Below are 18,883 nucleotides of genomic sequence, written 5' to 3'. Positions count from 1 at the left end.
GTGTACGGCGCGAACCGGTTGCTGTCGTCCTGCAGGCGCAAGGCGATGAGGTTGGATTGAAAAAAGATCGGGCTTTCCGGCGGTTCTGCAGCGCGCCCGTCGCGACGCGCCGCGCGCGATCAGTCCTCGTCCGCCGCGGCCTCGCGGCCCTGCTGTCGGATGATCGCTTCCTGGCGCGCGTCCTCGATCGAATCGCGCACCGCGCGCACGTCGGCGCGGCGGGTGTCGAACACGAAGCGGCCGGTGAGCGCGCTGTCCGGGCGCAGCTCGCCCTTCTCGTACAGCGCCCACATCTCCTCGCCGTAATGGGTTTCGTTGAGCTCGGGGGCGAAACGGCCCAGGCAGTCGCGCAGGTTGTGCACGTCGCGCAGCAGCATGTCGCGCGCGGCGTTGTTACCGGCGGCGCTGACCACCTGCGGGAAATCGATCACGATCGGGCCATCGGCGGCGACCAGCACGTTGTATTCGGACAGGTCGCCGTGCACCAGGCCCAGGCACAGCATCTTCACCACGTCGCCGATCAGCTGCGCATGGAACGCGCGCGCCTGCTCCGGTTCCAGCTCCACCTCGCCCAGCCGCGGCGCGCTCTGTCCGTCGGCATCGGTGACCAGGTCCATCAGCAGCACGCCGTGGAAGTAGCCGCGCGGCTGCGGCACGTGCACGCCGGCGTCCACCAGCTGGTACAGGGTGTTGGCCTCGGTGTCCTTCCACGCGGCCTCCTGCTCGCGGCGGCCGAACTTGGTGGCCTTGCCCATCGCCCGCGCCTGGCGGCTGCCGCGCACCTTGCGCCCTTCCTGGTACTGCACGCGCGCCTGGAAGCTGCGCTGCGCCATGTCCTTGTAGACCTTGGCGCACAGCACCTCGTCGCCGGCCTGGACCACGTACACGGCGGCCTCCTTGCCACTCTTGAGCGGGCGCAGCACGCTGTCGATGACGCCATCCTCGATCAGCGGCTGCAGGCCCTGGGGGGTTTTCATCGGACGCGGGGCACCTTGAGGGAAAGCCCGATTATGGCGCAACCGGGCCTGCGCGCCCGGCTGCCGCACCGCCGCTGTCTACGCTGGCGGAGTAAAGTAGCGGCGCCGCGCCCGCCGATGGCGGCAGCCGCGGCCGTATTCCACGTATCAACACGGCAGAGGGTGTCATGAGCAAGGGCCTGGACCAGAAGAAGAGCGACAAGAAGCAGCCGACCAAGACGCTGAAGGAAAAGCGGGCGGCCAAGAAGGAAAAGAAGAAGTAACACGGCCGCCTGCGGGCGGCCGCGCAGCACCCGCGGCGGCGGCGAGGCCGCGCACGCTATCATCGGCGCGCGCGACATCGCCGTCGCTTTTTCGTCTGGAGGCCTCCGTGAATCCCTTGCGTCCGTTCCTGGACAAGACGCCGCAGCTCGGCGCCCGCGTCTACGTGGATCCGGCCTGCACCATCATCGGCGACGTGGTGCTGGACGAGGACGTGTCGGTGTGGCCGGGCACGGTGATCCGCGGCGACGTCAACCACGTGCGCATCGGCGCGCGCAGCAACATCCAGGACGGCACCATCATCCACGTCAGCCACCACAGCCCGTTCAACAAGGGCGGCTATCCGACCCTGATCGGCGCCGACGTGACCGTGGGCCACGGCACCATCATCCATGCCTGCACCATCGAGGACCTGTGCCTGATCGGCATGGGCGCGTGCATCCTCGACGGCGCCACGGTGAAGAAATACGGCTTCGTCGGCGCCGGCGCGGTGGTCGGGCCGGGCAAGACCGTCGGCGAGCGCGAACTGTGGCTGGGCAATCCGGCGCGGCTGGCGCGCACGCTCAGCGACAAGGAGGTCGAGAGCCTGCACTACTCCGCCCAGCACTACGTGCGCCTGAAAGACCGTTACCTGGACGCGGCCGCGCAGGCGCCGCAGTAAGCGCAGACGTCGCGCGTGGCGCCGTAGCTACTCTGCCGCCAACGCCAGCAAGGCACGGCCGATCGGGCGCGGCGCCTCGCTGCGCAACACCACGCTGGTGGTCACCGCGCCGAACCGCGCCAACGCATCGATGATCGGTTCCAGCTGCGCCGGCGCGGGCACCAGCACCCGCAGCACGAAGCAATCCTCGCCGGTGACCCGATGCACTTCCAGCACCTGCGGCATCTGCGCGAACTGCTCCAGGCACGCGCCGATCTGCGCATGCGTGGTGCGCAGGCGGACGATGGCCGCGGTCGCCAGGCCCACCACCCGCGGATCGACCCGGGCCGCGTAACCGGTGATCACGCCCTGCTCCTCGAGCCGGCGCACGCGCTCGGACATCGCCGGCTGCGACAGGCCGATGCGCCGGCCCAGCTCCGCCAACGCGATGCGCCCGTCGCACTGCAACGCCTCCAGAATCGCGTGATCCAGGGCATCGCCCTGCCAGGGTTTCGCTGCCACGCCGCTCGTCCTCTCTTGGTCCACCTTGGATTCATCGGCAAAACGCCGCGTACGGCGATGAATCGCCATGGCGCGGCGACGCACGCATCGCGACACTGGCCGCTCTCTCGAACGGAGCGTAGCGCATGCAAGCGGTGGTGATCGTGCCGGGCATCGGCGACTCGGGGCCGGGGCACTGGCAAACGCATTGGCAACGGCGCAACGCGCACATGCGGCGGCTGCAGCCCAGTTCATTCGCGCAACCGCAGCTGCACGATTGGCTGCACGCGCTCGACCGTTGCGTGCAGGACTGCGCCACACCACCGCTGCTGGTCGCGCACAGCCTGGGCTGCCTGCTGGTCGCGCACTGGGCGGCGCGCGCGCAACGGTTGCCGCGCGGCGCCTTGCTGGTCGCGGTCCCCGATCCGGACAGCGCGGCGTTTCCGCATGCGCAGGCCGCCAGCTTCGTCCCGGTGCCGACGGCGCCACTGCCCTTCCGCAGCCTGATCGTGGCCAGCAGCGACGATCCGTATGCGACACCGCCCTACAGCCGCCGCCGCGCACGCGACTGGGGCAGCGGACTGGTCGAACTCGACGGCCTGGGACATCTCAATGCGGCCAGCGGCCTGGGCGAGTGGCCAGCCGGCGCGCAGCTGCTGGCCGCCTTCGACGCCGGCATCGGCCACGCGTCCGCAGCGCGCGCCTGATCGGCGCGGACGACTGGCGCGGCGTGGCGCTTTGCGCGACACTGCCAATCTCTGGCGTGGGGACGCCACCGAACGGACTCGAAGATGACCAAGACGCTTTCGCTGCGCGGCCTGCTGGCCGCTTTCCTGCTTGCGCTCGGCGCCGGCGCCGGACCGGCCATGGCCGAGGACGGCGAGGACGGCATGACCGCCGAGCAGTTCGTCGCCTCGCTGCAGTTCCAGGACGGCCACATCGAAGTGCCGCAGGCCAAGGTCCATTTCGACCTGAGCCACGACTTCCGCTATCTCGGCAAGGACGACGCGCGGCGGGTGCTGGAGTCGTACTGGGGCAATCCGCCCGACGACACCGTGCTGGGCCTGATCGTGCCGCGCCAGCCCGCGCTCGACGAGAAGGGCAGCTGGGCGGTGGTGGTCACCTATGCCGACGACGGCTACGTGTCCGACGAAGACGCCAGCAAGATCGACTACCAGGACATGCTCGCGGACATGCAGAAGGAGACCCGCGAGGAGAATGCGCAGCGCAAGGAAGCCGGCTACGAGAGCGTGGACCTGGTCGGCTGGGCGGTGCCGCCGCGCTACGACGCGGCCAACAAGAAGCTGTACTGGGCGCGCGAGCTGGCGTTCCAGGGCAACGAGGGCCACACCCTCAACTACGACATCCGTGTGCTCGGCCGCCACGGCTACCTGAGCCTCAACGCGATCGCCGGCATGGACGAATTGCCGCAGGTGCGCGACGGCATGCAGCGGCTGCTGCCGATGGCCGAGTTCGACAGCGGCGCGCGCTACGCCGACCACAACCCCTCCACCGACAAGATCGCCAGCTACGGCCTGGCCACCCTGATCGGCGGCGGCCTGGCGGCCAAGGCCGGGCTGTTCGCCAAGCTCGGCCTGGTGCTGGCCAAGGCCTGGAAGCTGGTGGCGCTGGCGTTGATGGCGCTGGTCGGCGGGATCGGCAAGCTGTTCTCCGGGCGCAAGCGCGACGGCGGCACGGTGCGCTGAGCCGGCCGCGCGCCCGGCGCCGCGCCCTGCGGCACCGTCGCGTCCGCCGCGACGGCTGGGCAATTGGCGCCGCGCCGGCTAAAGTCGCGGTTCGGAGCAGGACGCAGTCGAGAACACGCATGCCGCCACAGGCAGCCGGCCGGACGGAAGAACGGCGCCCCCACATCGCAGGCGCACAGGCGCGCCGCGCCGCGACCCGGCGATGAGCATGCTCGACACCTACCGTGAAGTGATCACGCCCGAAGGCGTGCCGCTGCACCTGCCGGCCGCCGGCGCGGTGCCGCGCGCGCTGGCCTGGCTGATCGACCTGGCGGTGCGGTTCGGCGTGCTGACCCTGATGGGCCTGCTGCTCGGCATGCTCGGCGGCTTCGGCCAGGGCCTGTACCTGGTGGCGATGTTCCTGGTGTTCTGGGCCTACCCGATCGTGCTCGAAGGCTGGCTGGGGCAGACCCTGGGCAAGAAGGTGCTGGGCCTGCGCGTGGTCTCGCGCGACGGCGCCCCGGCCGGGTGGATGGCGGCGATCACCCGCAACCTGCTGCGCACCGTGGACATGCTGCCGTTCGGCTACGCCATCGGCCTGGTCGCCTGCCTGTTCGACGTGCATGCGCGGCGCCTGGGCGACATGGTCGCCGGCACCCTGGTGATCCACCAGGCGCCGCGCCACGAGACGGCATTGCCGCCGATCGCCAGCGCGGTCGCGCCGCCGCGCAGCCTGCTGCCGGCCGAGCAGGCGGCGTTGATCGCCTTCGCCGAGCGCGCGCCGCGGCTGGCCCCGGCGCGGCAGCTGGAACTGGCGGCGCTGGCGCTGCCGCTGACCGAGGCGTCCGGCCAGGCCGGGGTGCTGCGGCTGTACGCGATGGCCAACTGGCTGCTGGGGCGGCGATGAGGCAGGAGCAGTTCATCGCCCGCCACCAGCACGAGTGGCAGGCCTTCGAGAGCTGGCTGCAGACGCACGGACGCAAGCGCGCCGCGGACGCGCCCGATGCCGCGGCCGACGCCGCGCGCCTGGCCGACGAGGACGTGCCGGCGCGCTATAGGCGGCTGTGCCAGCAGCTGGCGCTGGCGCGCAGGCGCGGCTACAGCCCGCTGGTCACCGCGCGCCTGCAGCAGCTGATGCAGCAGGGCCACACCGCGCTGTACCGGCCGCCGCGGCCGCGCTGGCGGCGCGCGGCCGAATTCCTGTTCGCCGATTTCCCGCAGCTGGTGCGCAGCCAGGCCGGCTGCATGGCCGCGGCCACCGCGCTGTTCGTGGTGCCGCTGGTCACCATCTTCGTGCTGCTGCAGTTCCGGCCGGAACTGATCCACGGGCTGATGGATCCGCTGCAGGTCGCGGAGGTGGAGCGGATGTACGACCCGGCCGCGACCGCGCACAAGCTCGGCCGCGACAGCGGCGACGACTGGCAGATGTTCGGCCACTACATCATGAACAACATCAGCATCGGCCTGCGCACCTTCGCCAGCGGCCTGCTGGCCGGGCTCGGCACGGTGCTGGTGCTGCTGTTCAACGGCATCACCATCGGTGCGGTGGCCGGGCACCTGCACCAGATCGGCTACGGGGTCACGTTCTGGCGCTTCGTCGCCGGGCACGCGCCGTTCGAGCTGACCGCGATCGTGATCGCCGGCGGCGCCGGCCTGCAGCTGGGCCTGAAGCTGCTGGCGCCGGGCCGGCGCCGGCGCATCGACGCGCTGGTCGAAGGCGGCGTGATCGGCGCCAGGCTGTGCCTGGGCGTGGCGTTCATGCTGCTGGTCGCGGCTTTCATCGAGGCGTTCTGGTCCTCGATCGGCTCGCTGCCGGCCTGGGTGAAGTACAGCGTGTCCGGCGCGCTGTGGACGCTGGTGCTGGTGTGGCTGTGGCGCGGCGGGCGCGGCGCGGCGGAGGCCGGCGATGCGGATTGAGCGCCTGGACGTGGTGCTGCGCGCGCGCTCGGCCTGGGAGGCGATGGAGCTGGGCAGCGCGCTGGTGCGCCGCCATGCCGGCGCGATCTGGAAGCCGTGGCTGCTGTTCACCCTGCCGCTGTTCGCGCTGCTCAACCTCGGCGCCTGGGCGATCGACCAGATCTGGCTGGCCGGGCTGCTGCTGTGGTGGCTCAAACCGGTGCTGGACCGGATCCCGCTGTTCGTGATCTCGCGCGGCGTGTTCGGCGACGTGCCGCGCGTGCGCGACACGCTGCGCGCGCAATGGCGCTGGGGCTGGGGCCCGATGTTCGGCTACCTGACCTGGCGCCGGCTGAGCCCGGCGCGCACCGTGTTCCTGCCGCTGGAACTGCTCGAAGGGGCCAGCGCCGAGCAGCAGCGGCAGCGCCGCCGCACCCTGGGCGGGGCGGTGTACGGACATGCGCTGCTGCTGGCCAGCGTGTGCTGGCACTTCGAGCTGATGCTGTGCCTGGCCTGCATCGCCGCGATCCTGATGTTCGTGCCGGTGGACCTGCTGCCGGAGACGCTGCGCGCGGCGTGGGCGCTGATCGGCGAGGAGAACCCGGCCTGGGCCGACATCGGCCTGAACTTCTTCGGCTGGCTGGCGATGACCGCGATCGAACCGTTCTTCGTCGGCGCCGGCTTCGGCCTGTATCTCAACCGCCGGACCGAGCTCGAGGCCTGGGACGTGGAGATGGCGCTGCGCCGGCTGCGCGAGCGGCTGAGCGGCGCCGCGCCGCTGCTCCTGCTGGCCCTGGTCCTGCTCGGCGCGCCCGCCGCCGCGCTGCGCGCGCAAACCGCGGCGCCGGGCAGCGACGGCCCGGTCGCGGCCGATCCGCATGCGCTGCCGCCCGAGCCGGCGACGGAACCGCCGCACGATACCGCCAACGCCGCGGGCGACGGCGCCGCGATGGGCGATCCGGACAAGGCGCAGGACGATGGCGAGGACGAGGACGACGATGCCGCCGAACCGGTCGCGCTCGACGACGTCTTCGATCCCGACCCCGCCGCCGACGCGCGCTTCGACCGCGCCGCCGACCGCGCCTACGAGGATCCGTTGCTGTCGGGCAAGCGCAGCATCGGCTACTGGAAGAAGCGCGACCGCGACGAGGAGCAGAAGGAAAAGAAGCCCGACGCCAAGAAGACCGACACCGGCATGGGCGCGGCCCTGTTCGCCAGCGTCGGGCGGGTGTTCGCGTTCGTCGCCGAATGGGGCATGTGGCTGCTGGCCGGCCTGCTGGTGCTGGTGCTGCTGCTGACCGTCAGGCACTGGCTGCCGTGGATGCGCGGCAGCGTGCGGCGCCGGGCGCCGGCCGCCGCGCCGGTGGCGCATGCGCCGGTGCTGGCGCCGGAGCCGCTGCCCGACGACGTGCCCACCCGCGCGCGCCGCCTGTGGCGCGAGGGCCAGCACCGCAACGCGCTGGCGCTGCTGTACCGCGCCAGCGTGCAGACCGTCTGCGAACGCGCCAACCTGGTGCTGCCGCCGGGCGCCACCGAAGCGCAATGCCTGCGCGCCTCCAGGCGCCTGCCCGAGGAGACGGACCGCAGCCTGTTCGCGCGCATGGTGCGCACCTGGCAGTACGCGGCCTACGCCGGCCGCCTGCCCGACGACGACGCGTTCGACGCGCTGCTGGACGAATTGCAGCGGCAATACGGGTGGCGCGCATGAACAGCGGCACCCGCAATGCGCTGATCTTCCTGCTCGGCGTCGTCGTGGTCGGCGTGCTCGCGGCCTGGTTCCTGGGCCGCTACGAACGCGCCGAGCGCCAGCTGGCGCTGCCGCCGCGCGGCGAGGCCGCCTACAACCCGTTGTACGCCTTGCGCCAGACCTTGCGCGCGGACGGCGTGCGCGCCGAGTCGCGGCAGCGCCTGGACGTCGAGGCGATGCGCCTGCAGCCGCATGACAGCGTGCTGCTGCTCGGCGACCCGCGCACCTTGAGCCAGGCCGACAGCGACGCGCTGCTGGCCTGGGTCGCCCGCGGCGGGCACCTGATCCTGCGCACGCCATCGGCCGATGGCGAGGCGGCCAAGCTGCCGATCTTCGACGCGCTGGGCGTCGGCCTCGAGGACGGCAGGCCGGGCGATTGCCTGCACCTGGCCATCCCCGACCAGCCGCAGCACGACGAGTTCTGCAACGGCCGCCGCTTCCAGATCGACGAGGACGCGGCGAGCAACTGGTGGGGCGGCAGCGAGGACTACGCCTACGCGCGCCTGCCGCACGGCGACGGCAACGTGGACGTGCTGGCGGAGATGGATTTCCTGCAGAATGGCAGCAACGGCGACAACCGCCTGGACGACGACGCGCCGGACGCGAAGCCGACGCCGCCGCGCGGCGGCCTGCGCGACGTGCCGCACCGGCTGCTGGCGCGGCAGATCCTGGCGCCCAACTACGGCCTGGGTACCGTGCATCTGGTCTACGCCGCGCAACTGCCGTCGCTGTGGGCCAGCCTGTTCACCCGCGGCTGGCCGGCCTGGCTGCCGGCGCTGCTGATGCTGCTGGCCTGGCTGTGGTCGCGCACGCAGCGTTTCGGCCCGCTGCTCGCCGCGCCCGCCGCCGACCGCCGCTCGCTGCTGGAGCACGTGCGCGCCAGCGGCGAGCACCTGTTCCGCTACGGCAAGGCGGCGCTGCTGTACGCGGCGATGCGCCAGGCGTTCCTGGCCCGGCTGCGGCGGCGCGCGCCGCTGGCCGCGGCGCTGGAGGGCGCGGCCCAGGCCGCCGCCATCGCCGAGCGCCTGAACCTGCCCGCGGCCCAGATCGAACAGGCGCTGCAGCCGCCCGCGCCCAAGCAACACGCCGCCTTCCGCGATCGCATTCGCCTCCTCGTCCAGATGAGAAACCAGTTATGACCACCGCACCCGCCGATTCCATCGCGCCGCTCGCCGGCCCTGCCCTGATCGAACGCGTCGAGGCGATCCGCGACGCGGTCGGCCAGGCCTTCATCGGCCAGCCGGAGGTGCTCGAGCAAATCCTGATCGCGCTGCTGGCCGGCGGCCACGTGCTGATCGAAGGCGTGCCCGGGCTGGGCAAGACCCTGCTGGTGCGCGCACTGGCGCAGGCGCTGGAGCTGAACTACGCGCGCGTGCAGTTCACCCCCGACCTGATGCCCAGCGACGTCAGCGGCCACGCCGTGTACGACCCCAAGACCGAGAGCTTCAAGATCCGCCGCGGCCCGGTGTTCACCCACCTGCTGCTCGCCGACGAGATCAACCGCGCTCCGGCCAAGACCCAGTCGGCGCTGCTGGAGGTGATGCAGGAAGGCCAGGTCACCATCGAGGGCAAAGCGTTCCCGCTGGCGCCGCCGTTCCTGGCCCTGGCCACGCAGAACCCGGTCGAGCAGGAAGGCACCTACCCGCTGCCCGAAGCGCAGCTGGACCGCTTCCTGCTGAAGGTCCTGATCGACTATCCGCAGCTGGAGGACGAGAAGCGGATGGTGGAAGCGGTCACCACCGGGCGCAGCGCCGGCGACTTCGACCTGTCGCAGGTGCCGCGCGTGCTCAGCGCCGACGACGTGGTGGCGATGCAGCGCGGTACCGCGGCGATCGCGGTGGACCCGCAGGTGATCGACTACGCGGTGCGCATCGTCGCCGCCACCCGCAGCTGGCCGGGCATCGCGCTGGGCGCCGGCCCGCGCGGCAGCATCGCCCTGGTCCGCGCCGCGCGCGCGCAGGCGGTGCTGTCCGGCCGCGACTTCGTCACCCCCGACGACATCCGCGACATCGCCAAGCCCGCGCTGCGCCACCGCATCGCCCTGGCCCCGGAACTGCAGATCGAAGGCCAGAGCGCCGACGACGCGCTGGGCGCGCTGCTGGCGAAGGTGGAGGCGCCGCGCAAATGAGCCGGGATTCGGGATTGGGGATTCGGGATTCGCAAAAGCCCGAGCCTGCGGCGATGCCGGCATTGCCCGATCACAGCGCGACAGCGCTCGGCGTGCGCTGCGGCAATGCCGCGCCGCACGCCGCGCTGTTCCGAATCCCCAATCCCCAATCCCGAATCCCGGCCCTCAACCCATGAGACCCGCCCCGCTACTGCTCGCCCTGCTCGGCCTGTGGGCGCTGTGCGGCCTGGCCACGGCGCTGCAGTGGCTGCCGCTGTGGCCGTGGCAGGCGCTGGGCGCGGCGATCGGCATCGGCGCGGCGATCGATGCGTGGCGGCTGTGGCGCCGGCCGACGCCGCAGTTGCGCCGCGAGCTGCCCGAGGCCCTGCCGCTGGGCGTGGAGCGCGAGGCCGGGCTGCGCATCGACAGCGCGCAGCGACAGACCCTGGACGTGTTCGACCTGGTGCCCAGTGGCTGGTGGATGCGCGGCCTGCCGCGGCGGGTGACCGTGCCCGCCGCCAGCGAAACCCATCTGACCTACCGGCTGCGCCCCACCGCGCGCGGCCGCTTCGACTTCGCCGGCACCCACCTGCGCCTGCATTCGGCCTGGCGCCTGTGGCGGCAGCGGCGCGTGGCCGGCGCGGTGCAGACGGTGCGCGTGTACCCGAACTTCGCGCCGCTGACCCGCTTCGCGCTGTTCAGCGCCGAACAGGCCTCGCGGCTGGTCGGCGCGCACCTGAAGCGGCGCCGCGGCGAAGGCACCGACTTCCACCAGATGCGCGAATACCGCGTCGGCGACAGCCTGCGCCAGATCGACTGGAAGGCCACCTCGCGCGCGCGCAAGCTGATCTCGCGCGAATACCAGGACGAGAAGAACCAGCAGCTGCTGATGCTGATCGATACCGGGCGGCGGATGATGGCCAGCGAAAGCGGCCTGTCGCATTTCGACCACGTGCTCAACGCCGCGCTGGTGGTGTCGTACCTGGCGCTGCGCCAGGGCGATGCGGTCGGGCTGATGGCTAGCGGCGGCGACGCGCGCTGGGTCGCGCCGCAGCGCGGCATGGGCACCGTGGATGCGCTGCTGCGCGCCAGCTACGACCTGCAGCCGCAGGCGGTGGCCACCGACTACCTGGCCGCGGCGACCGAACTGTCGCTGCGCCAGCGTCGCCGTTCGCTGGTGATGCTGGTCAGCAACGTGCGCGACGAGGACATCGAGGACCTGCTCGCCGCGGTGCGGATGCTGCAGCGCCGCCATCTGGTATGCGTGGCCAGCCTGCGCGAGCGTGAGTTGGACCAGGCGCTGGCGCAGCCGGTGGACGACCTGCAGCAGGCGGTGCAGGCCGGCGCGGTGGCGCGCTACCTGCAGCAACGTGGCGACGCCCACGAGGCGCTGCGCAGCCACGGGGTGATGGTGCTCGACGTCACCGCCGAGGAACTGCCGGGGGCGCTGGTGGAGCGCTATCTCGCGGTCAAACGCGACGGATTGCTGTAGTTCGGCGTCCGCCGCGCGGACGATTCCGTAGACAAGTCCGGGTGGCGCCGCAGCGCTGCCCACGCGGTCGCCTGCGCCGTTCATGACCGACTGAAACGGCGTCGCATCACGCGGCGCTTCGCGCTGCGGGGCCGGCGCGTTGATGCATTGCGCATTTATGTTTCAGGCATCGCCATTTGCCCTGGCGTTGTGGCAGAAATTTTACAGCCGCCGTCATAAAAGCGTTCGCGGATAGTCATTTATCGCTCCTAAGGTCCTCGCCGCATTGCAGCGGTCTTCACAGCGGCACCGCGCCGCGCGCCGAAGTTCAGGGGACATTTCCAGATGGAGTTGCGAATCTTCGCAGCGCTCGGCTTGGCCGTGTGCGGCGTACCGTGCGCCTTCGCCGCAGACGCGCCGACGGCGCGTTTCGACGTGATGGCCTACCAGGTCGTCGGCAACACCGCATTGAGCGCCGCGGACATCGAACGCGCGGTGTATCCGTTCCTCGGCCCGCAGCGCAGCGAGGCCGACGTGGAAGCGGCGCGCGCCGCGTTGCAGACGCTGTACGCGAACAAGGGCCTGGCCACGGTGGCGGTGAGCGTGCCCGAACAGGACGCCGGCAACGGCCTGGTCACCCTGCAGGTGAGCGAACAGCGCATCGGCCGGCTGCGCGTGAACGGCGCCACCTATTTTTCTCCCGACGCGGTGGAGCGCGGCGCGCCGTCGCTGAAGGAGGGCTCGGTGCCCGACTTCAACGCGGTGCAACGCGACATCGTCGCGCTCAACCAGTTGCCCGACCGCCGCGTCACGCCCGACGTCAAGCCCGGCGCGCAGCCCAACACCGTGGACGTGGACTTGAACGTGGAGGACACGCTGCCGTTGCACGGCAGCCTGGAACTCAACAACCGCAACAGCGCCAACACGTCGGAACTGCGCCTCGGCGGCTCGGTGCGCTACGACAATCTGTGGCAACGCGGCCACAGCATCACCTTGTCGGCGCAGACCGCGCCGCAGCGGCCGTCCGACGCGCGGGTCTTTTCCGCCTCGTACCTGGCGCGCTTCGGCGCTTCGCCGTGGTCGCTGCTCGGCTACACGGTGCGCAGCGACAGCGAGGTCGCCGCGATCGGCGGCTTCAACGTGATCGGCAACGGCAGCCTCTCCGGCCTGCGCCTGCTGCGGACGCTGCCGGCCGATGCGGGCCTCTTCCACACCCTGAGCATCGGCGCCGACTACAAGGACTTCAAGGAAGACACCTTGTTCGGCGGCGACCGCAGCTCCGCGCCGATCCGCTACCTGCCGCTCAGCGCCACCTACAGCGCCACCTGGATCCAGCCGCGGGGCACCGATACGCTGGAACTGACCGCGACGCTCAACGTACGCGGCGTCGGCGACGACAGCGCGCAGTTCGACGTCAAGCGCTACAAGGCACGCTCCAATTTCTTCCACCTGCGCGGCGACGTCTCGCGCACGCGCAGCTTCGGCGGCGACTACCAGTGGTATGCGCGGCTGCAGACCCAGCTGGCGTCCGAGCCGTTGATCAGCAACGAGCAATTCAGCATCGGCGGCATGGACAGCGTGCGCGGCTACGCCGAGAGCCAGGCATTGGGCGACTACGGCGCGGCCGGCCAGTTCGAGCTGCGCAGTCCCTCGTTCACCTCCGCCGCCGGACGCGCGGTGCAGGAAGCGCGCATGCATGCGTTTGTCGATGCCGGCTATGCGCGCATCCACGATCCGCTACCCGAGCAGTCGGTCAGCGAGACCCTGGTCGCGACCGGACTCGGCGCGACGTTCAAGGCGTTCGAGCATCTCAACGGGGCGCTGGAAGTGGCCGCGCCGCTCTCCAGCCCCGGCGGTCGCAAGCAGAAGGACATCAACGTGCTGTTCCGGCTGTGGAGCGAGTTCTGACGCCGGCGTCGTTCAAACATCAATTGGGGTAGATCGTGATCAGACTGCGTATTTTCGTGCTCCTGGGATTGTGGCTGCTTGCGTTGCCGGCGATGGCCGCGACGTGGTGGGACGGCAAGTGGAACTACCGGGCCAAGCTCACCCTGGACACCACGTCCACCGGTGCGGCGCTGAGCCAGCCGTCCGGGCGCGCGCAGGTGCTGGTGCGCCTGCATTCGGGCAACTTCAATTTCGCCGACGCCAAGGCCGACGGCAGCGACGTGCGTTTCGTCGCCGGCGACGACCGCACGCCGCTGAAGTACCACTTCGAGAAGTACGACGGCCTGGTCGACCAGGTGGCGCTGGCCTGGGTCGACCTGCCCGAGCTGCCGGCCAACGCGAGCACGCCGCTGTACGTCTACTTCGGCAATCCCGAGGCCAGCGGCGGCAGCGACGCCAAGGGCAGCTACGACGCCGATACCGTCGCGGTCTACCACTTCGCCAACGCGCAGCAGGCCGCCGCCGACAGCACCGCCTACGCCAACAACGCCACGCCGCCGCTGACCCTGGCCGACGCCGCGCTGATCGGCGCCGGCCTGCGCCTGGACGGACGCGCGCCGGTGACGGTGCCGGCCTCGGCCTCGCTGAACTGGCCGGCGGCGCAGCCGGCGACCGTGTCGCTGTGGGCCAAGCCGGCCAGCGCCAACGCCTCCGGCGTGCTGCTGGCGCTGCCCGGCGCGCTGGTCCTGCGCCTGGAGGAAGGCCGCGTGCTGGCCGAGGTCGGCGCGGCGGCGCCGGCGGCGCAGATCGCCGCCACCACCGCGCTGCCGGCCGATGCCTGGGCGCACGTGGCGCTGCGCAGCGACGGCAAGACCGCCACCTTGTTCGTCAACGGCCAGCCGGTCGGCGAGACCGCCGCGGCGCTGCCGGCCAGCAACGGCGGCCTGCTGCTGGGCGGCGAGCCCGGCGCGGCGCGACCGAACTTCATCGGCCAGCTCGACGAGATCGAGGTGTCCAAGAGCGCGCGCCCGGTCGGCGCGATCGAAGCGGCGGCGCGCAGCCAGGGCGTGGACGCGCGGCTGCTGCGCTTCGATCCGGTCGAGCAGCATTCGGGCGATGGCGGCCACGGCTACTTCGGCATCCTGATCGCCGCGCTGACTCCCGATGCGTGGGCGGTGATCGGGATCCTGGCGGTGATGGCGCTGATCAGCTGGTTCGTGATGGTCAGGAAGGGCCTGTACCTCAACTCTACCGCTGGCGCCAACGCGCGCTTCCTCGACGCGTACCGCCAGCAGGTGGCGGCGCATCCGCTGCACGCGCCGCAGTGGCAGCAGCTCGGCACGGCCGCCGGGGCCCGCTCCAACCTGGCGCGGCTGCTGCAGGTCGGCCAGCAGGAACTGCGCGAACGCCTGCAGGCCAGCGGCACCAACGTGGTACGCACGCAGTCGATCGCGGCGATCCGCTCGGCGCTGGACGCGGCCGCGGTGCGCGAAGGCCAGCGCATCCACAAGGGCATGGTGCTGCTGACCATCGCCATCTCCGGCGGCCCGTTCCTGGGCCTGCTCGGCACCGTGGTCGGGGTGATGATCACCTTCGCCGCGGTGGCCGCGGCCGGCGACGTCAACATCAACGCGATCGCGCCCGGCATCGCCGCCGCGCTGCTGGCCACGGTGGCCGGCCTGGCCGTCGCGATCCCGGCGCTGTTCGGCTACAACTACCTGCTCAGCCAGGCCGAAGCGGTCTCGGCGGACATGCAGGTGTTCGTCGACGAACTGGAAAAGCGCATCGCCGAAGACTATGCCGGCGACGCGCCGGCGCGTGCGGGAGGCTGAGCCGATGAAGGTCCAAGGCAAGAAGCCCTACGACGACATCAACATCACGCCGATGCTGGACCTGGCGTACGTGCTGCTGGTGATCTTCATCATCATGACCACCGCCGCGGTGCAGGGCATCAAGGTCGAGCTGCCCAAGGCCAGCGCGGCCAAGCCGTTGTCCGAACCCAAGACCAAGGTCATCGCGATCGACAACAACGGCCAGGTCAGCCTGGACGCGGTGCCGGTGAGCATGAGCGAGCTGGAGCAGCAGCTGCGCAACGCGCTGGCCAACGACGCCGAGCTGCCGGTGATGCTGCGCGGCGATCGCACCGTGCAGTACGAGAAGGTGATGGCGGTGCTGGACCTGTGCAGCCGGCTCGGCATCGCCTCGATCGGCCTGGCCACGCAACGCCAGGCGGCCGGCTGAGTGGACGCGATGGACACGCTGCAGTACGCCGAGCCGTCGCGGCGCTGGCTCAAGCTCGGCGCCGCGGCGCTGGCGTTGCTGCTGCTCGGCTGGCTGGTCGCGCTGCTGCTGCGCCCGCAGCAGGCGATGCCGGCGCGCGCGCAGCCGCCGCGCATCACCCAGGTGATGCTGCCGCCACCGCCGCCTCCGCCGCCACCGCCCAAGCCCGAGCCGGAACCGCCCAAGCCGCAGGAACGGCCGCAGCCGTTGCAGGCCGCCGAACCGATGCCGCAACCGAAGCCGGATACCGAGCCGACGCCGCCGGGCGATCCGCTGACCGCGCCGGCCGGCCCCGGCGACAACGCCTTCGGCCTGCAGGCCGGCGACGGCGGCGGCACCCGCATCGGCGGCAAGGGCGGCGGCGGCGGCAGTCCGTTCGGCAGCTATGCGGCCAGCGTGCAGCGCGCGGTGCAGCAGCTGCTGCAGCGCAACGAGCGCACCCGCAAGGGCCGCTACAGCGCCACCGTGGCGCTGTGGCTGAACCCGGACGGCAGCATCGGCCGCCTGCAGATCCTGAGCTCGGCCGGCAAGCCGGAACTGGACGCGGCGATCGTGCGTGCGCTGCAGGACCAGCCGCTGCCGCAACCGCCGCCCGCTTCCCTTCCCCAGCCCATCCAGTTGCGCATCGGCGCGCTGGCGCCGGGCTGACGCCGCGTTTCGCACCAAGGACCCCAGCATGACCATTCCGTCTCCTCTCCACCGTCCGTCCCGGCTGCGCCTGGCCCTGCTGGCGCTCTTGCTGGCGCCGGCCGCGGCCATGGCGCAGGCCGCCGCGACCACGGCCGCGATCGATCCGGCGCAGATCAATCCGCAGGTCACCCTGCGCCTGATCGACCTGCTGGTCGCCAAGGGCGTGATGACCCGCGTCCAGGCCGACGACCTGATCCGCGAAGCCTCCGCCACGGCGGCCGCCGCGCCGGCGCCGGCGGCGTCCGGCGCGGCGCCGTACCAGACCCAGCCCGGCGCGGTGGTGGTGCAGTACGTGCCCGAACCGGTGCGCCAGCAGATCAAGGACGAACTGCGCGCCGAAGTCACCGCGCAGGCCAAGTCCGAAGGCTGGGCCACGCCCGGCGCGCTGCCGGAATGGACCCAGCGCGTGCGCGTGTACGGCGACCTGCGCGTGCGCGGCGAAGGCGTGTTCAACGCCGACGACAACTATGCGTTCTTCCCCGACTTCGGCGACATCAACGCCGGCTCCGGCTTCGACGTGGTCGGCGCCAACAACGCGCCGTTCGTCAACACCACGCGCAACCGCAGCCGCATGCGCGTGCGGGCGCGGCTCGGCGTGAGCGCGCAGATCGCCGACTGGGTGCAGGCCGACCTGCGCCTGGCCACCGGCAGCGACCGCAGCCCGGTGTCCACCAACCAGACCCTGGGCGGCGGCGGCAACCTGTCCAAGTACTCGCTGTGGCTGGACCGCGCCGCGCTGCAGCTGACCCCGACCGACGCGTTGACCCTGACCTTCGGCCGGTTCGCCAATCCGTTCTGGAGCAGCGAACTGGTGTTCGACAACGACCTCAACTTCGACGGCGTGGCCGCGCGCTACGACCTGGCCGCCGCCGACGACGACGCCGCGTTCGCGCCGTGGATCAGCGCCGGCCTGTTCCCGGTCTACAACACCGAGTTCGATTTCGGCTCCACCAGCACCAGCAAGACCCGCAGCCGCGACAAGTGGATGTACGGCGCGCAGCTGGGCGCGCGCTGGCGCTTCGCCGACGACATGGCGCTGCGCGTGGGCCTGGGCTACTTCCAGTACGACCAGTTCGAGGGCAAGCGTTCGTCGCCATGCCTGGCGCCGACCTCGGCCGACAGCTGCGACACCGATGGCTCGCGGCCGCAGTTCCAGCAGTTCGGCAACACCCTGTTCGCGTTGCGCGACATCGTCGCCGATCCGGCCAATCCCAATGGCCCGCAACTGCAGTACTACGGCTACGCCAGCAAGTTCGGCGTCGCCGACCTGCACGCGCAGCTGCAGATGGACCAGTTCGCGCCGGTCGCGATGCTGCTCGAGGCCGACGTGGTCAAGAACACCCGCTACAACGCCACGCGCGTGCGCTCGCTGGGCCCGGTCAACAACCTCGGCGACCAGGGCGTGTTCGACGGCGGCGACATGGGCTACTACCTCAACTTCACCGTCGGCCAGCCCAAGCCGGTGCAGCCGGGCGATTGGAACGTCAGCGTCGGCTACAAGTACCTGGAGTCGGACGCGGTGCCGGACGGGTTCACCGATTCGGATTTCCATCTCGGCGGCACCAATGCGCGCGGCTTCATCGTCGGCGGCAACTACGCGCTGGCGCGCAGCACCTGGGTCGGCCTGCGCTGGCTCAGCGCCAACGAGATCTCCGGCGCGCCGTTCGCGGTGGACCTGCTGCAGCTCGACCTCGGCACGGAGTTCTGAGCATGCGCCGCCTTCCCTCCCGCCTGGCCTGCGGCGTGCTTGCGGCGGCGCTGCTCGCCGTCGCCCCGCTGCACGCACAGGACAGCACCGAGACGCGGCTGCGCGAAGCGCTGCGCGACACCGGCGCGCGGCTGCGCCAGGCCGAGGCCGCGCTGGTCCAGCAGCAATTGGCCACCGCCGCCGCCGAACGCGAGCGCGACGCGCTGCGGGCCGCGCCAGCGCCGCGCGCGGCAACCGCCGATCCTGGCCGCGAGGCCGCGTTGCAGCGCCAGCTCGAGCAGGCGCGGCGCGAACGCGACGCGGCGCTCGCGCAACAACGCGAACAGCAGCAGGCGCAGGCAAAGGCCGCGCAGGCCGCGACCCAGCAGGCGCAGAGCCGGGCGGCGCTGGACGCGGAACTGCAGCGCCAGCGCGCGCGGATGGCGCAATGCGCCGCCGGCAGCGACGCGCTGTACGCCACCGCGCGCGAACTGGCCGCGCTGTACCGCGACCCGGCGTTCGTGCGCTTCGTGCGCAGCCATGGCCGCGAGATGTTCGGCATGGCCAGGGTGACCCGCGAGAACCGTGTGCGCGCCCTGGAGGACCGCCTGGCCGAGCAGCACGCGCAGACCCAGTCCTGCGCCAGCGCCACCGCGGCCACGGCGATGCAGGGCGCCACGCCGTGAACCGCGCCGGCGCCGTGCCGGCGTGGCTGGCGCTGGCCGCACTGGCCACGAGCACCGGCCCCGCGCGCGCAGCGCCACCGCCACCGGCGAACGCGCCGTGCGTGCAGGTGCGGATCGGCGAGGACGTCGCCGGCCACCTGCACTGCCTCAACCAGACGCTGCGCGCCGCCGCCGCCAACGCCCGCCCCAGCGCATCGCCGCTGGCGGCGGCCGCGACCGCGCTGGACCCGCTGCAACGCGGGCAACCCACGCCGGCCGCGCTGCGCCAGCGCTACGGCAACGCCTACGGCCGTTCGCTGACCCCGCAGCGGCCGCAGCCGCACTACCTCCCCACTCCGTTCGCTCCGGCGCGCTGACGCGCCGCTACC

At 71.7% G+C, this 18,883-nt stretch carries 18 protein-coding genes; 16 read left to right on the top strand and 2 right to left on the bottom strand.

Annotated elements, in window-relative coordinates; genetic code table 11:
- Nucleotides 1–119: 119 nt before the first annotated feature.
- Nucleotides 120–977, bottom strand: a complete 858-nt coding sequence (locus OCJ37_RS02035; RefSeq protein WP_263112047.1) for a PA4780 family RIO1-like protein kinase — start codon at nt 975–977, stop codon at nt 120–122.
- Nucleotides 978–1,347: 370 nt separating this feature from the next.
- On the opposite strand from OCJ37_RS02035, the gene OCJ37_RS02030 reads away from it, so the two are divergent.
- Complete coding sequence (locus tag OCJ37_RS02030; protein WP_263112046.1) at nt 1,348–1,899, top strand: gamma carbonic anhydrase family protein; 552 nt, start codon at nt 1,348–1,350, stop codon at nt 1,897–1,899.
- Nucleotides 1,900–1,926: 27 nt separating this feature from the next.
- Here the strand turns inward: OCJ37_RS02030 and OCJ37_RS02025 are convergent, their stop codons facing one another.
- Nucleotides 1,927–2,400 (bottom strand): Lrp/AsnC family transcriptional regulator, encoded by a 474-nt coding sequence (locus OCJ37_RS02025; protein WP_179570962.1) that lies wholly within the window; start codon nt 2,398–2,400, stop codon nt 1,927–1,929.
- A 125-nt stretch (nt 2,401–2,525) separates the two neighbouring features.
- On the opposite strand from OCJ37_RS02025, the gene OCJ37_RS02020 reads away from it, so the two are divergent.
- The 15 genes from OCJ37_RS02020 (at nt 2,526) to OCJ37_RS01950 (ending at nt 18,871) form a co-directional block, all read left to right on the top strand.
- The gene (locus tag OCJ37_RS02020) at nt 2,526–3,086 is read left to right on the top strand and encodes an RBBP9/YdeN family alpha/beta hydrolase (RefSeq protein ID WP_263112043.1); all 561 of its coding nucleotides are present in this window, start codon (nt 2,526–2,528) and stop codon (nt 3,084–3,086) included.
- Nucleotides 3,087–3,170: 84 nt separating this feature from the next.
- Nucleotides 3,171–4,085, top strand: coding sequence for a DUF2167 domain-containing protein (locus OCJ37_RS02015; protein ID WP_263112042.1), 915 nt, complete (start codon nt 3,171–3,173; stop codon nt 4,083–4,085).
- A gap of 208 nt (nt 4,086–4,293) precedes the next feature.
- Entirely contained in the window at nt 4,294–4,971 is a 678-nt protein-coding gene (locus OCJ37_RS02010; protein WP_263113548.1) for an RDD family protein, read from the top strand.
- Entirely contained in the window at nt 4,968–5,981 is a 1,014-nt protein-coding gene (locus tag OCJ37_RS02005; RefSeq protein ID WP_263112040.1) for a stage II sporulation protein M, read from the top strand. Before OCJ37_RS02010 ends, OCJ37_RS02005 begins: the two co-directional genes overlap by 4 nt.
- The gene (locus OCJ37_RS02000) at nt 5,971–7,668 is read left to right on the top strand and encodes a DUF4129 domain-containing protein (RefSeq protein ID WP_263112038.1); all 1,698 of its coding nucleotides are present in this window, start codon (nt 5,971–5,973) and stop codon (nt 7,666–7,668) included. The genes OCJ37_RS02005 and OCJ37_RS02000 overlap by 11 nt, the downstream gene beginning before the upstream one ends.
- Nucleotides 7,665–8,846, top strand: a complete 1,182-nt coding sequence (locus tag OCJ37_RS01995; protein WP_263112037.1) for a DUF4350 domain-containing protein — start codon at nt 7,665–7,667, stop codon at nt 8,844–8,846. The genes OCJ37_RS02000 and OCJ37_RS01995 overlap by 4 nt, the downstream gene beginning before the upstream one ends.
- Complete coding sequence (locus OCJ37_RS01990; protein WP_263112035.1) at nt 8,843–9,835, top strand: AAA family ATPase; 993 nt, start codon at nt 8,843–8,845, stop codon at nt 9,833–9,835. Before OCJ37_RS01995 ends, OCJ37_RS01990 begins: the two co-directional genes overlap by 4 nt.
- Nucleotides 9,836–10,007: 172 nt before the next feature.
- On the top strand, nt 10,008–11,306 hold the full coding sequence (locus OCJ37_RS01985) for a DUF58 domain-containing protein (protein ID WP_263112033.1): 1,299 nt from the start codon (nt 10,008–10,010) through the stop codon (nt 11,304–11,306).
- A 417-nt stretch (nt 11,307–11,723) separates the two neighbouring features.
- A complete protein-coding gene (locus OCJ37_RS01980) occupies nt 11,724–13,193 on the top strand; it encodes a ShlB/FhaC/HecB family hemolysin secretion/activation protein (protein WP_263112032.1) in 1,470 nt (489 codons plus the stop codon).
- Nucleotides 13,194–13,249: 56 nt separating this feature from the next.
- Complete coding sequence (locus OCJ37_RS01975; RefSeq protein WP_263112030.1) at nt 13,250–15,004, top strand: DUF2341 domain-containing protein; 1,755 nt, start codon at nt 13,250–13,252, stop codon at nt 15,002–15,004.
- Nucleotides 15,005–15,008: 4 nt separating this feature from the next.
- Nucleotides 15,009–15,413, top strand: coding sequence for an ExbD/TolR family protein (locus OCJ37_RS01970; protein WP_263112029.1), 405 nt, complete (start codon nt 15,009–15,011; stop codon nt 15,411–15,413).
- Nucleotides 15,414–15,422: 9 nt separating this feature from the next.
- The gene (locus OCJ37_RS01965; RefSeq protein ID WP_263112027.1) at nt 15,423–16,100 is read left to right on the top strand and encodes a TonB family protein; all 678 of its coding nucleotides are present in this window, start codon (nt 15,423–15,425) and stop codon (nt 16,098–16,100) included.
- 28 nt (nt 16,101–16,128) lie between these two features.
- Nucleotides 16,129–17,850, top strand: coding sequence for a putative porin (locus OCJ37_RS01960; RefSeq protein WP_263112026.1), 1,722 nt, complete (start codon nt 16,129–16,131; stop codon nt 17,848–17,850).
- 2 nt (nt 17,851–17,852) lie between these two features.
- Nucleotides 17,853–18,515 carry a hypothetical protein gene (locus tag OCJ37_RS01955; protein WP_263112024.1) on the top strand — a complete coding sequence of 221 codons (663 nt, stop codon included), beginning with the start codon at nt 17,853–17,855 and terminating at the stop codon, nt 18,513–18,515.
- Complete coding sequence (locus OCJ37_RS01950) at nt 18,512–18,871, top strand: hypothetical protein (protein ID WP_263112023.1); 360 nt, start codon at nt 18,512–18,514, stop codon at nt 18,869–18,871. The genes OCJ37_RS01955 and OCJ37_RS01950 overlap by 4 nt, the downstream gene beginning before the upstream one ends.
- Nucleotides 18,872–18,883: the final 12 nt, after the last annotated feature.

This window comes from Xanthomonas sp. AM6, assembly GCF_025665335.1.
Classification (GTDB): Bacteria; Pseudomonadota; Gammaproteobacteria; order Xanthomonadales; family Xanthomonadaceae; genus Xanthomonas_A.
Note: the sequence above shows the minus strand (reverse complement) of the source record. Positions and strands in the feature narration are given on the sequence as shown.

Excerpts from the sequence above, each read along its gene's own strand:
- OCJ37_RS01960 (WP_263112026.1), top strand. The coding sequence starts at position 16,129 with ATGACCATTCCGTCTCCTCTCCACCGTCCGTCCCGGCTGCGCCTGGCC.
- OCJ37_RS02005 (WP_263112040.1), top strand. The coding sequence starts at position 4,968 with ATGAGGCAGGAGCAGTTCATCGCCCGCCACCAGCACGAGTGGCAGGCC.
- OCJ37_RS02020 (WP_263112043.1), top strand. The coding sequence starts at position 2,526 with ATGCAAGCGGTGGTGATCGTGCCGGGCATCGGCGACTCGGGGCCGGGG.
- OCJ37_RS01990 (WP_263112035.1), top strand. The coding sequence starts at position 8,843 with ATGACCACCGCACCCGCCGATTCCATCGCGCCGCTCGCCGGCCCTGCC.
- OCJ37_RS01980 (WP_263112032.1), top strand. The coding sequence starts at position 11,724 with ATGGCCTACCAGGTCGTCGGCAACACCGCATTGAGCGCCGCGGACATC.
- OCJ37_RS01970 (WP_263112029.1), top strand. The coding sequence starts at position 15,009 with ATGAAGGTCCAAGGCAAGAAGCCCTACGACGACATCAACATCACGCCG.
- OCJ37_RS02035 (WP_263112047.1), bottom strand. The coding sequence starts at position 977 with ATGAAAACCCCCCAGGGCCTGCAGCCGCTGATCGAGGATGGCGTCATC.
- OCJ37_RS01995 (WP_263112037.1), top strand. The coding sequence starts at position 7,665 with ATGAACAGCGGCACCCGCAATGCGCTGATCTTCCTGCTCGGCGTCGTC.
- OCJ37_RS02010 (WP_263113548.1), top strand. The coding sequence starts at position 4,294 with ATGCTCGACACCTACCGTGAAGTGATCACGCCCGAAGGCGTGCCGCTG.
- OCJ37_RS02000 (WP_263112038.1), top strand. The coding sequence starts at position 5,971 with ATGCGGATTGAGCGCCTGGACGTGGTGCTGCGCGCGCGCTCGGCCTGG.
- OCJ37_RS01965 (WP_263112027.1), top strand. The coding sequence starts at position 15,423 with ATGGACACGCTGCAGTACGCCGAGCCGTCGCGGCGCTGGCTCAAGCTC.
- OCJ37_RS01955 (WP_263112024.1), top strand. The coding sequence starts at position 17,853 with ATGCGCCGCCTTCCCTCCCGCCTGGCCTGCGGCGTGCTTGCGGCGGCG.
- OCJ37_RS01985 (WP_263112033.1), top strand. The coding sequence starts at position 10,008 with ATGAGACCCGCCCCGCTACTGCTCGCCCTGCTCGGCCTGTGGGCGCTG.
- OCJ37_RS02015 (WP_263112042.1), top strand. The coding sequence starts at position 3,171 with ATGACCAAGACGCTTTCGCTGCGCGGCCTGCTGGCCGCTTTCCTGCTT.